Source organism: Gordonia sp. ALPHA1B1, from assembly GCF_005502615.1.
Taxonomy (GTDB): domain Bacteria; phylum Actinomycetota; class Actinomycetes; order Mycobacteriales; family Mycobacteriaceae; genus Gordonia; species Gordonia hongkongensis.
Map to the genome: position 1 here is coordinate 97,770 of NZ_SCOC01000013.1, position 12,683 is coordinate 110,452.

The window sequence follows — 12,683 nt, forward strand, 5'->3', positions numbered from 1 at the left end:
CCGGTCAGCTCTCGGCGGTCCGTTGCCGTCGACGGCGCAGGATGAGGGTCGCCGCGACGGCCGCCACCACGACGATGCCGACCCCGACGACCGCGAACGCCACCCAGGAGGTGTCGCCGGTCGACGACTCCGGCTGCTGCGCGTCGTCATCGACCACGAGGACGGGCTCCTGGCCGGACACCTGCAACAAGGCGTCGCCGTTCAGCGACGGCCAGCGATCGGGATCGGCGGCCAGCCAGTCGAGCAGGGCGTCGAGATCGGCGGCGTCGTTCGTCGAGGTCGCGACAAGCACCGACCGGCCGGCATCACGGGCCACCTGCAGCGAACCGAAGCGCACGGTCGGCGACAGCAGCACCTCGGCGCGCCGGCCGTCGGGATTGAGCACCGAGACCGTGCCGCCGTCGGCGGTCACCGGCAGCGACAGCTCGGGCAATCCCTGGCCGTCCGCGGCGATGACGACCGCGGGGGCCGAGGCCGACATGGCGTCGTCGAGCGGTACGACGTCGACTCCGAGACGCACCGCCGACAGTCGCTGCAGGCCCGACATCAGCGCCACCGCGCGGGCGACGTCGGCGACGTCACCGCGGGTCCAGGCCAACGAGTTCCGCGGCATCAACGCCTGCGGCAACGATGCGAACCCGGATGGTGTCGGCGGGTCGGCGACCTCGGATCGCACCTCCCCGGACGAGTCCAGGCTCAGCGAACTGCGCACTCCCGCGCCACACTGCTCGCCGACGTCGCCGTGGTTGTAGGTGACGGTGACCTCGGTGAAACGCGTCAGCAGATCGGCGGGGATGTCGACCCAGGAGTTGTAGCTGCCGGAGGAGTCGGCGGGCCAGGAGGCGATGACCCGGTCCCCGACGGACACCGCGATCTGGCCGCCCATCGGGGTGTAGGTGCCCTTCAGCTGCATTCGCACGTTCTGAGACGGCCGTCCCAGGCGCGTCTGGTCGACCCCGAACGAGATGGTCGGCCAGCCGGTCGCCGAGACGCGCTGATCCCCCACGCCCAGTTCGGCGAGCGTGGTGACCTCCGGCGCGAGTTGCGGTGCGGCAAAAGGCGGTCCGGCCACGGCCGCGGAGCTGACGGCGATCGACGAGAGATCAGAGGTGAGGAACTCGACCTGGGTCTCCAGGTCGTCCTCGCTGCCGCCTATCCGCAACACCGGCCAGCCTGCACCCGGCCCCAGGCTGAGTCCGTCGGGCAGAGCCGAGTTGATGACGATCTGCCGTTCGAGCGATTCGATCTCCTCGTCGGGTGCGGCATCGCCGCGCGGCAGCGAGTCCGTCTCGATCTCCACTGTCGCCGCACCGTAATTCGCGATCACGGCGGTCGCGAGCGACACGGCCGCAGCGCCCTCGGCGGGCCGCACGTCGTCGGGGACGAAGATGGTCAGCTTGCGCAGGACCGGCGGCAGGAACTCGGCGACGCTGTTCGGCGCGGCTTCCCGGCCACCGTATGTGACGGTCGCATTCTGGATGCGCAACCCCGAATCGGGGTCGAACAGACACGATCCGGCCGTGCGCAGATAGGTCCGCAGGACGATGTCGGCGGCGTTGCGTTCGACCCGCACGCCGCGTAGCGACAGCGAGATCGGCGAATTCACAGCCGGATTGATCGGCGTCCGCGAGATCAGCCGGCCTTCCTGCAGGACGTCGATGTTGCCGCCGGTGACGAAAGCGGGATACTGCGTGACGCCGCGCAATTCGGTGGGGGCGAGATCCGGCGGTACCGCGAGGGACAGACTCACCTCGCCCTGCTGTCCCGGGAACGCGATGGTCGGCGACGAACCGAGATCGCGAAGGTTCAGCGGCGCAGGCGGATCCCCCGGCGCCGCCTGCGCGGCCGGTGTCGACGGCGCCCCGATCGAGGCGATGCCGGCCAACAGCAGGCCCACCAGCAACAACGCCGGCCCACGGCTACGTCGACAACGCGACTCGCCGCGGGTTTTCCAGGACACGTGCATTCGTCACCCTTCGAGTGACCCCCGTCCCGACCCTCAAACGCCCCGAAGGAAACCTATCCCACGACACGGCTCGGCACATATTTTCACGCGATCGGACCGGTGGGCCGCCCGGTGCGAGTCATCCGTGCCATCTCGATTCGCCAACGATGCCCCGAACCGGCACCCGACTCTGCGACCATGTCCTGCAGGTCGACACGTCCGGCGAGATTCGAGGGAGCGCGATGCGACAGGTTCACGCCGGCGAACGCGTCGACGGCGGCGTCTACGTGGACATCGCCGACGCGACGATCTGGCACTTCACCGCCGGCGAGTCATACGGCCCGCCGATGGTCCTGCTCCACGGGCTGTTCGCGTCGGCGTCGACGTGGGGAACGCAGATCCCCGCCTTCCTCGACGCCGGTCAGCAGGTGTTCGTACCCGAACGGCCCGGTCACGGTCACAGTCCCGACCTCCCCGGCGAGTTCCACCTCGACCGGATCGTGGCACGCACGATCGTCTATCTCGAGACCGTCGTGCGCCGGCCTGCCAATCTGGTGGGATGGGCCGACGGCGGCACCGTCGCCCTGCTCGTCGCCCGGGACCGCCCGGACCTCGTCCATCGGCTGGTGTTCGTCGGCGGATACCTGAACCGTGCCGGCCGGATGGCCGACGAGTTCATCTCCCGGGTGTCTCGCCGCGACCCGGTGACGATGGACTACCTGCGCATCTACTACGACACCACGTCACCGGACGGGCCCGAGCATTTCGAGACGGTCTTCGACAAGGCGGTCCGGATGCTCGCCGCCGAACCGGAGTGCGAGGTCAGCGAATTCACCGGCGTCGAGGTACCGACGCTGGTGGTGGTCGGCGATCGCGGGCTCGTCCGCCTCGAGCACGCGCTCGAGCTGTCGCGGACGCTGCCGGCGGCCCGGCTGGCCGTGATCCCGGGCACCCACATCCTGCCCGTCGAATCGCCCGAGCTGTTCAACCCGCTCGTCCTGTCGTTCCTGGCCGCCGACCCCCCGTCGGTCTGGGAGTTCGGCTGACCCGCTCCGAAAGAACAACAAACCGCGGCGGGTCTGTGGGGTGCTCCCTCTGCTCCCTGAGGTGCGAGGAGCGTTAGCGACTGCCCCTTTGCTCCCTGAGGTGTGAGGAGCGTCAGCGATTGCCCCTTTGATCCCTGAGGTGTGAGGAGCGTCAGCGATTGCCCCTTTGATCCCTGAGGTGTGAGGAGCGTTAGCGACGAGCCACGAAGGGCCTGGTGAGACGCGTCTCGGAGCCCTTCGTGGCTCGCTGCGCTCGCACCTCAGGGAGCATAGATGTGGACGCTCACTGTTCTTTCGTGGTCCACGACGGCCGCCAGGCCGCAGTTACTGAGGTGCGAGGAGCGTCAGCGACTGCCCCTTTGCTCCCTGAGGTGTGAGGAGCGTAAGCGACGAGCCACGAAGGGCCTGGTGAGACACGTTGCGAAGCCCTTCGTGGCTCGCTTCGCTCGCACCTCAGGGAGCAGAGATGTGGATGCTGAGGGGTGTTCTCTCGTTGTGCACGACGGCCGCCTAGGCCGGCGAATGCACCCGGTACCACGCCTGGCGCCGCAGGGTGTCCGGGTCGGCCTCGACGTGGTCGGGGTCGTCGAGGACGAGGACCTTGCGGTCGGCGGTGGTGTAGGCGGGCCAGCCGAAACCGGGGTCGCCGGTGCGGGCGAACCCGCCCCAGCGGGTCTGGACGTTCTTGGTGACCCGGCCGGTGGCGGGCCAGTCGGCGAGGGCGAGACCGGCACCCATCGGGGCCCGGTAGGCACCGAACACGCTGAACAGCTCGGTGGCGTGCGTGGCCCCGAAGCCCGTGGCCTCGAGCACCTTCGTCTGGTAGTCGTAGCGGTACACGTAGGTCGGGGCGACGGCGCTGTGCCCGTCGGCGAAGGCGCTCATCGGTGCCCAGAAGATCGAGTCGCCGGCCAGCCGGATGCGATCCCGGTCCCCGTCCTCGTAGTGCGAGGCGATCTCGCGCCGGACCTCTTCGTCCTCGACGCGCATCAGGGCGCGTTCGGCGTCGGCCAGGACGTTCCAGAGTTTGGCGAACAGCTTGCCCTCGTCGCGGTTGCTGCCGATCACGAGCGGCACCGGCTGCGTGAGCCCACCCGCGGCGGCGGCGAGCGGTGACCGCGGCAGCAGATCGCCGTCGACGACGGGCGCGAACGGGATCGCACCACCGGCGGTCTTGGTGGCGAATCGCATCAGCCGGTTCCCCGCCGCCAGCAGCAACGCCGGGTTGGGCGAGGTGAGCAGACGCTGGGCGTGGACCGTGTCGACGGGCGGCTCGTCCCGTTCGAAGGAGGTCGCCCGACGCTGCGGGTCGCGCAACAGCCGGACGAACTCGTCCGCGTAGATCTTCGCCGCGTCCTGCTCGACGATCAGCAGTTCCGGGGCGGGACTCTGCGCGATGGCCTGGTGATAGAGACCGGTCGTCGACGGGGCGGACAGCAGCGAGAGCACCGACGACCCGCCGGCGCTCTCGCCGAAGATCGTGACGTTCTCCGCGTCCCCGCCGAACGCCTCGATGTTGTCCTGGACCCACTGCAGGGCCGCGATCTGGTCACGCAGGCCGACGTTGGAGTCGAACGGACGGTCCTCGGTGGCGAACTGACCGAGGTCGAGGAAGCCGAACGGACCGAACCGGTACTGGATGGTGACGACGACGACGTCCTGGGCACGCGCGAGGAAGGCGCCGTCGTAGAGCGGGGTGGCGGCCGTGCCGAGGATGAACGCACCGCCGTGGATGAACACCATCACCGGTCGCGGAGTCGACGACGCGACGTCGGGCGAGTAGACGTTCAGCGTGAGGCAGTCCTCGGCCATCGGCGCGAACTTGCCCGGGGCGATGGCCGTGAACCGCTTCTCCTGGATGGCCGCTTTGGCCACCTTGGTGCAGTCGCGGACGCCGGGCCAGTCGTGGGCGGGCTCCGGTGCACGGAACCGGCGATGGGCCACCGGCGGTGCCGCGAACGGGATGCCTCGCCAGCTGATGGTCCCCTTGCGCAGCCGCTTCCCCCGGGCGCCCTCGACCACGCCGTTACGGGTGGTCACTTTACTGTCGAGTAATGCCATACCCACCACCGTAGACGAAAACGACGACTTCGTCTACCCGCCGCCGCGCACACACCGATCGGGCGGTCCCCGCTGGTCGGCCACCACTACGATGCGCTCATGGGTTCCGGCGCGGCACGCATCGACCTCAACGCCGACCTCGGTGAGGGCATCGGTGACGACGCGGCGATGCTGGGGATCGTCACCAGCGCCAACGTGGCGTGCGGCTTTCACGCCGGCACCCCCGCGCAGTTGCTCGCCACCTGCCGGGCCGCGGTCGACGCCGGGGTCCGGATCGGCGCCCAGGTGTCCTACCCCGATCGCAGCGGCTTCGGGCGCCGGTTCATGGAGATGACGACTCCGGACCTCGTCGCCGACCTGGTGTACCAGATCGGCGCGCTCGACGCCCTCGCCCGATCGGTCGGCGGGGCCGTCACCTACGTCAAACCGCATGGCGCGCTGTACAACACCATCGTCCATCACGAGCAGCAGGCCGAGGCCGTGGTCACCGCGGTCCGCGATGTCGACGCCGGATTGGCGGTCATGGGGCTACCGGGATCGGAGGTGCTGTCACGCGCCCGACGGGCGGGACTCGACACCATCTCCGAGGCGTTCGCCGACCGCGCCTACACCCCGGAGGGCACCCTCGTGCCGCGCGGAACCGACGGCGCGGTGTTGTCGGACAGCGCCGAGATCGCGCGACGGGTGGTCGAACTCGTCACGACGGGCCGGATCGGCGCGATCGACGGAACCCTGATCGACGTCGACGCCGGATCGGTCTGCCTCCATGGCGACACCCCGGGCGCGGTCGGACACGCGCAGGCCGTGCGCGACGCACTCACCGCCGCCGGAATCGTCATCGGCGCGCCACCGGCCTGACCGGCAGGGATGCTGCTAGCGGCGTCGCTGGCGGGCGAACTCGGCGAGGACCACACCGGCGGCGACCGAGGCGTTGAGGCTCTCGACGTCGCCGGCCATCGGGATGGACAGGATCGAGTCGCAGCTCTCGCGGACGAGGCGAGAGAGCCCCTTGCCCTCCGAACCGACCACGATCACGGTGGGGCCGCTGCCGTCGTAGTCGTCGAGGGTGACGTCACCGTCTGCGTCGAGACCGACCAGTTGCGCCCCGGCGTCGGCCCAATCCTTCAGTGTGCGCGTCAGATTGGTGGCGCGGGCGACCGGTAGGCGCGCCGCGGCACCGGCACTGGTCCGCCAGGCGACGGCCGTCACGCTCGCGCTGCGTCGTGCGGGGATGACCACGCCGTGCCCGCCGAAGGCCGCGACCGAGCGGATCACCGCGCCCAGGTTGCGCGGATCGGTGATGTTGTCGAGGGCGACGAGCAGCGGCGGGGTGCCGCTGGCCTTGGCCTCCGCCATCAGGTCGTCCGGGTGGGTGTACTCGAACTCCGGCACCTGCAGCGCGATGCCCTGGTGCATTCCGTTGGTGGACAGGCGATCGAGTTCGGGTTTGCCGACCTCGAGGATGGAGATCGCCGAGTCACCGGCGATCTTCACCGCCTCGGCGACCCGCTCGTCGGGCTCGGAGTTGGTGGCGATGTACAGCGCGGTGGCCGGCACGCCGGCGCGCAGGCATTCCACGACCGGATTGCGGCCGAGGACATACTCGGGGCCTTCGTCCCGGGCCCGCGCCCCGCCGCGGCCGGCCGCCGACTTCGACGCCGCCTTGGCTCGCTTGTGGGCCGGATGATACGGCCGGTCAACCGCTTTCGGTGTCGCGCCACGGGCCTCGAGGCCGCGGCGACGCTGACCACCCGAGCCGACGGTCTGCCCCTTCTTGGTGCCGTCCTTGCGAATCGCGCCTCTGCGCTTGGAGTTCCCTGCCATCACGCCTCACCCTTCAATGCCCATTGCGCACCGTCGGGGGTGTCGGTGACCTCGATACCGGCCTGCGCCAGCCGATCCCGCACCGCGTCCGCGGTCGCCCAGTCCTTGGCGACGCGCGCGTCGGCGCGTCGCTGCAATTCCGCCTGTACCAGCACGTCGAGTGCGGAGGTGGTGGCCGACTCGTCGGCGGCACCCGCCCACCGGTCGTCCAGCGGGTCGACGCCCAGAATCCCCATCATCGCGCGGACCGTGGATGCCGCCGCCAGCGCGGCGGCTCCGTCACCGGACTCCAACGCGGTGTTGCCCTGCCGAACCACGTTGTGCACGACCGCGAGTGCGGCCGGGACGCCGAGGTCGTCGTCGAGCGCGGCGGCGAACTCGGGGTCGACATCCCCGACGACCACCTCGCCCACGCGCGCGCCGACCCGGGCCACGAACGACTCGACGCGCCGATAGCCGGCGGCGGCCTCGGTGAGCGCGCCAGACGAGTACTCCAGCATCGACCGGTAGTGCGCGCTGCCGAGGTAGTAGCGGAGCTCGACCGCCCGGACCCGTTGCAGCATCGCGGGGATCGACACCACGTTGCCCAGCGACTTGCTCATCTTCTCGCCACCCATGGTGACCCAGCCGTTGTGTAACCAGTAGCGCGCGAACGCATCTCCCGCACCGTGTGCCTGCGCGATCTCGTTCTCGTGGTGCGGGAAGATGAGATCCATTCCGCCGCAGTGGATGTCGAACTCAGCGCCGAGCAGCGAGGTGGCCATCGCCGAGCACTCGAGGTGCCAGCCGGGACGGCCGGGGCCCCAGGGCGTCGGCCAGGACGGCTCGTCGGGCTTGGCCGCCTTCCACAGGGTGAAGTCGCGGGGATCGCGTTTGCCGGTCCCCGCGCTCTCGCCCTGATGCACGTCGTCGAGCCGGTGTCCGGACAGCGACCCGTACTCCGGCAGGCTCAGGACGTCGAAGTACACGTTGCCGTCGGCGACGTAGGCGTGCCCGCGGTCGATCAGTCGCTCCATGTATTCGATCATCTGGGTGACGAACCCCGTGGCCCGCGGCTCGGCCGACGGCGGCAGGACCCCCAGCGCGCGGTAGGCGTCGTCGAACGCACGCTCGTGGGTGGCCGCCCATTCCCACCACGGCCGTCCCGCGTCCGCGGCCTTCCGCAGGATCTTGTCGTCGATGTCGGTCACGTTGCGCACGAACAGCACGTCGAGGCCCTGGTGGGTCAGCCAGCGCCGCAGGATGTCGAAGGCGATACCGCTGCGGACGTGCCCGATGTGCGGAACTCCCTGGACCGTCGCCCCGCACAGGTACACCGACGCCTGGCCTGGGTGCAGCGGCACGAAGTCGCGCACCTCTCGGGAGTCGGTGTCATACAGGCGCAGGGTCACGACCGGCAATCCTACCGGACCCTGACCTGGCCACCGACGGCCCGAGCCGCAGGTGCGCGCACCTCACGCACCCTCACCGGGGACGCCGACCGGGCCGGCCGGCTCCGCGGCGACGGCGGCGGCGGTCGCCCTCATCTCCGCGATGGTCGCGGACAGGACTGCGACTGCCCGCTCGGTGGCGGGATGCCGCACGCGGACGTGGATCCCGTCCGCATCGCGCCAGAACCACCATTGCGCGGTGTCGGTCGGTTTGGCACTGGAGACCTGTTCGGCCCGTACCCCCCGATGCGGACCCGGCAGTCGCGTGTAGTCGACGTAGGACATCATGAAGACGTCCGACCGGCGCTGACGGAGCCGGTTGCCGAAGGCGAGGTAGACCGGGGTCAGCCCGATCTCGGCCAGCGGCAGGGCGGCGGCGAGCCGGACCGTGTTGATCTCCGCCGCCCCGAACAGATCGTCGCCGCCGGTGATCCGCAGGGGCGCGTTGCCCACCGACCAGCCCACACAGCCGGGGCCCGCGCCGGTGCCGGTGGGCACCACGGTGGCGAGCTCGTCGGGCCCGCCGAGCGACTTGACGGCCATTGCCGCGCAGGTGAGCACCGCGGGGTACGTCCGCCCGCCGTGTCGGTGGACCGCCGAACTGAATGCCCGCGCCTTATCGCCCGGCAGGAGGGTCTCGACGATCGTGCGCATCTCCACGGATTCGCCCGCCGGGACACCGAGGTCGACGGGGAACTCCGGGACCTGCCAGTCGGTCGCGGCCAGGAATCGTCCCCACTCGCCCAGTCGGGGGTCGTCGGGGGGCACCGCCGCCTCGTCGCCCGCGACCCGACGCAGCGCGTCCAGCCCGGACTCCGCGGGAGCGAGGGCCGCGCCGGCGAGCAGATCGCAGATCTCGGAGGACAGCAGCGCCATCGAGCGCGCGTCGACGTAGCAGTGGTCGAACCCGCAGACGAGGGTCGTGCTCGACGCTCTGCGGACGGCGGCCAGGAAGTGCGGCACCGGCTCGAACGGGTTGCACGTGGCGGTGATCCGTCCGGCCAGTTCGGCCGCGAACTCCGCGGGCCCGAGCCCGGCGTCGGGTTCGTGCGAGTCCTCCTTGACGTCGACGCCGCCGTGCAGCACTCGCTGGTATCCGGTGTCGGTCGCCACGTAGTGGCTGCGCAGGACGTCGTGCCGCGCGATGACGGTGGACACCACCTCGCCAAGGCGCGCGAGCTCGAGCCGCTCGGGGAAGTCGAGCGTGAGCGCGATCCAGCCGGGTTGCCCCTGCGCGATCGAGTCCAGGTGGAATCGCTCGTTCTCCGACACCGGCGCGCTCGACGACGCCGCGCAGCCGCCGGGTAGCGGAAGCCATCGGATCAGTTCCCCCGGCTCGACCTCCCAGGTCTCCGAACTCGAGAGCTTCACCGCTGCGGCCTCCCGCTCGCATAGTCGTCGAGGATGCCGCCGACACGTGCGAGGTGGTCGGCGACCGATGTGCGTGCCACGTCGTTGTCGGGGAGATGACACCGGACGACGAGGCCCGCGGGGGTCCGCGTGAACCACAGGTTGGCGTTGCGCGTGGGGCCGACGCCACTCGAGGTCTGCATCGTCGTCAGGGCCGGGTCGTCGCCGATCGGTAGTCGCGCCAGATCGGTGTAGGACACCATGTACGGGCTGCCGTCCAGGCCCCGGAAGACGCCTTCGGCGGCCAGCAACGCCAGGACCCCGTGTGCGGGCGCCGAACTCGCGCGGCGCGCGGCGCGCACGCTACGTCCGGCCGCGCGCACCACGTCGTCGAAGGGCGTCGGCTCGGCGGGGAGCTCCACTGCGATCGGGGCGAAGTTGCACAGCCAGCCCTGGGTCCACGCGGTCCCGGCGTCGCGGGTGGCGAGCACCGTGGAGACGAAGAACCGCGACTCCCCGGTGATCTCGCGGTGACGCACCGCCAGGGTGGCGTACAGGAGACCGGCGAATCCCTCGCCGGTCCGGTCCAGTCGGGCGTCGCAGCGCGCGAGCGCATCCGGATCGAGCAACCACTGCTCCACCGCGACCGCCGGGGCCGGGGCGTCGTCGGTGAGGCCCAGGTCGAGCGGGCACCGCGGTGCGCGACCGTCGTTGGCCAGCAACACCTCTCGCCACATCGCCACCCGCTCGTCGTCGGGCGGGAGCGCGGCCGCCGCGGACCGTTCGGCGAGCACGGCTTCGCCGAACGCGCCCGGCGCCGGCGGTGTGGGTGTCCTCCCCGCGCAGTGTGCACGGTAGAGCGCGGTGATCTCGGTCAGTGCGAGCACCGACGAATATCCGTCGCCGTGCGCGTGATCCGTGGCCACGAAGAAGGTGAAACCGCCGTCGTCGACGGTCGCCGCCCACCAGGACCCCGGAACCAGTTCCGCGCGAGCCTTTTCCGACGCCCGACGCCCGACCCAGGTGCCGAGATCGGCCCCGGCCACGATGACGGATTCGGTGTCGGCGACCTCGATCACGTACTCCTCGGGCGGCGCCACCCACCGCTGGGGACCGTCCGGTCCGGGGCGGTAGTGCGCGCGCAGTTCTTCGTGCCGACGCACGAAGTCGGTGAGCGCCGCGGCCATCGCGCCCTCGTCGAGGACGGTGTCGAAACGCATGGCGGCGAGCAGGAATCCGGTGTGCACCTCGCCGCGACGCCGCTTGTCGCCCATCGTCGCCAGGTGGTCGGACTGCAGGAACGAGACCCCGCTCCCCCACTGCTGCGCGGCACGGCCCACTCGATCGGCGTCGCGCAGTTCCCACTCGACGGTCCGACCGCCGATCAGGTGGTCGCGCAGCGGGACCACCACCGAGCCCGGCGCACCGAACCGGGGCGTGGCGAAGACGGTCCGCACGGCGCCGGTCATCAGCTGCCGAGTGCGGCCGTCGACCCTCCGGTGTGCGCTCCGGCCGGCACGGATTCGACCGCACGGTAGGTGTACTCGCAGTCACCGTCGGCGACGATCGTCGTCAGGATCTCGCGGAACGTGGAGAGGAAGACCTCGACGGCGGCGGCGTTCTCGTCGGCGGGGAATCGCGCGGACACGTTGAGCCCGGTCGGAATCCGGTTGATCCAGAAGTAGACCTCGTCGGCGTCGCGCGTCGCGCTGCGCAGCACGCGCGCCTGGCGAGGTGTCCAGTCGGCCGCACCCTCGGCATGACGGAGGTCGATGTAGGACACCACGAAGCCGGGCGGCGTCACGTCGCCGCCGATGAGTTCGGCCACCGGCGCGAACGGGGCCGCACCCACGCTCTTGTACTGCGCGGAGGTCGCCGCCACGGCCGTCAGCGCGTCGGTGAACTTCGCCGGCCGGCCGGGCCGGATCGCGACGGGGATGATGCCGACGAACCAGCCGACGGCTTCGCCCCACTCGATGGCGTTACGGGTGTGCACCGGGCCGATGAATCGCAGATCCGCACTGCCCGACAGCGCGGCCGAGGTCATGGACAGCGCGGTGTAGATCCCCGCCGCCATCGACGATCCGGCACCCTTGCACACCGCGTCGAAGCGCTTGGTGTCCGCGGCGTCGAGCAGCCAGTGCGACAAGGTCGCCTGGAACCCGTTGTCCGGCAAGCGTTCCGACACGATGGTGCGCGGCGAACCGGCCGGCACCTCGAACCGCGGGAAACGTGGGACGGGTTCGGGCTGCACGGCGGTCGGGGTGTCGTCGAAGAAGTCCCGCCACTGACTGACCGCGACGTTGTTCGCGTCGATCTGCTCACCGAGTCGACGCTCGGCGTCGCTGAAGTCGAGGTAGCTGCCGAACTGGTTCAGCGCGTGGGGTTCACCGGTCACCTCGGCGGCGTAGAGCGCGGTGAGCTCGCGGATGGCGAACACCTGGGTGTAGGCGTCCATCACGGTGTGGTCGGCCGCGAACACGAGCAGGAATCCGGTGTCGTCACCGGTCGGCTCCACGGTCACGGCGATGCAGTGCGGCCAGCTCAACGGCGTGACCGTGCGATTGAAGTAGTCGGTGACCAGGCCGGAGACCTCGTCGGCAGCCAGGTCCGACCCGAAGTCGCGCTGGCGGACGGTGATCGAATCGGCCGAGATGGTGATCCGGGTCAGGTCGCCCTGCGGATGCTCCGGTTCGTGGACGCGTACCGAGGTCCGAAAGGCCTCGTGCCGGCGATACCACGCGATGATGGTGCGGGAGAGAGCTTCCCGGTCGAGCGGATGCTCGATCCGGAAGGCGGTGCCGATCCACTGGCTGTACCACTCCGACCCCTCGCGGACCGCCCGGCGGGCGTGTTCGAGGTGCATGTAGGACAGCTGTCGGGAGTCCGTCTGCCACTCGGTGGCGTCGACCTGCGGCTCCCAGGCGGTGACGGTGCCGCCGGGCATCGAATAGTCGGTCAGCTCGGTGTATTCCACAACTTCCTCCGTGTTCGCCACGCGTTCGAGCACCTCGGTGGACGTCCTCA

General features: G+C 70.4%; 9 protein-coding genes. 2 read left to right on the forward strand and 7 right to left on the reverse strand.

Going from position 1 to position 12,683, the window contains the following annotated elements; genetic code table 11:
- Window positions 1-4: 4 nt before the first annotated feature.
- A complete protein-coding gene (locus tag FFS52_RS11260; RefSeq protein WP_137809742.1) occupies window positions 5-1,966 on the reverse strand; it encodes an LPXTG cell wall anchor domain-containing protein in 1,962 nt (653 codons plus the stop codon).
- Between the two features lie 221 nt (window positions 1,967-2,187).
- Between FFS52_RS11260 and FFS52_RS11265 the strand changes: the two genes are divergently transcribed.
- Window positions 2,188-2,991, forward strand: a complete 804-nt coding sequence (locus FFS52_RS11265; protein ID WP_068972228.1) for an alpha/beta hydrolase — start codon at window positions 2,188-2,190, stop codon at window positions 2,989-2,991.
- 510 nt (window positions 2,992-3,501) lie between these two features.
- Here the strand turns inward: FFS52_RS11265 and FFS52_RS11270 are convergent.
- Window positions 3,502-5,052, reverse strand: a complete 1,551-nt coding sequence (locus FFS52_RS11270; RefSeq protein WP_068972200.1) for a carboxylesterase/lipase family protein — start codon at window positions 5,050-5,052, stop codon at window positions 3,502-3,504.
- A 99-nt stretch (window positions 5,053-5,151) separates the two neighbouring features.
- On the opposite strand from FFS52_RS11270, the gene FFS52_RS11275 reads away from it, so the two are divergent.
- Window positions 5,152-5,910 carry a 5-oxoprolinase subunit PxpA gene (locus FFS52_RS11275; protein ID WP_055475217.1) on the forward strand — a complete coding sequence of 253 codons (759 nt, stop codon included), beginning with the start codon at window positions 5,152-5,154 and terminating at the stop codon, window positions 5,908-5,910.
- Between the two features lie 15 nt (window positions 5,911-5,925).
- Here the strand turns inward: FFS52_RS11275 and rlmB are convergent, their stop codons facing one another.
- The 5 genes from rlmB to FFS52_RS11300 form a co-directional block, all read right to left on the reverse strand.
- Entirely contained in the window at window positions 5,926-6,876 is a 951-nt protein-coding gene (rlmB, locus tag FFS52_RS11280) for a 23S rRNA (guanosine(2251)-2'-O)-methyltransferase RlmB (RefSeq protein WP_068972201.1), read from the reverse strand.
- A complete protein-coding gene (gene cysS / locus FFS52_RS11285) occupies window positions 6,876-8,267 on the reverse strand; it encodes a cysteine--tRNA ligase (RefSeq protein ID WP_065629179.1) in 1,392 nt (463 codons plus the stop codon). The genes rlmB and cysS overlap by 1 nt, the downstream gene beginning before the upstream one ends.
- Window positions 8,268-8,330: 63 nt before the next feature.
- Window positions 8,331-9,677: a condensation protein gene (locus FFS52_RS11290; protein ID WP_068972202.1), complete on the reverse strand. Its 1,347-nt coding sequence runs from the start codon at window positions 9,675-9,677 to the stop codon at window positions 8,331-8,333.
- Window positions 9,674-11,125, reverse strand: coding sequence for an acyltransferase (locus tag FFS52_RS11295; RefSeq protein WP_068972203.1), 1,452 nt, complete (start codon window positions 11,123-11,125; stop codon window positions 9,674-9,676). The genes FFS52_RS11290 and FFS52_RS11295 overlap by 4 nt, the downstream gene beginning before the upstream one ends.
- On the reverse strand, window positions 11,125-12,633 hold the full coding sequence (locus FFS52_RS11300) for a condensation domain-containing protein (protein ID WP_068972229.1): 1,509 nt from the start codon (window positions 12,631-12,633) through the stop codon (window positions 11,125-11,127). The genes FFS52_RS11295 and FFS52_RS11300 overlap by 1 nt, the downstream gene beginning before the upstream one ends.
- Between the last annotated feature and the right edge of the window lie 50 nt (window positions 12,634-12,683).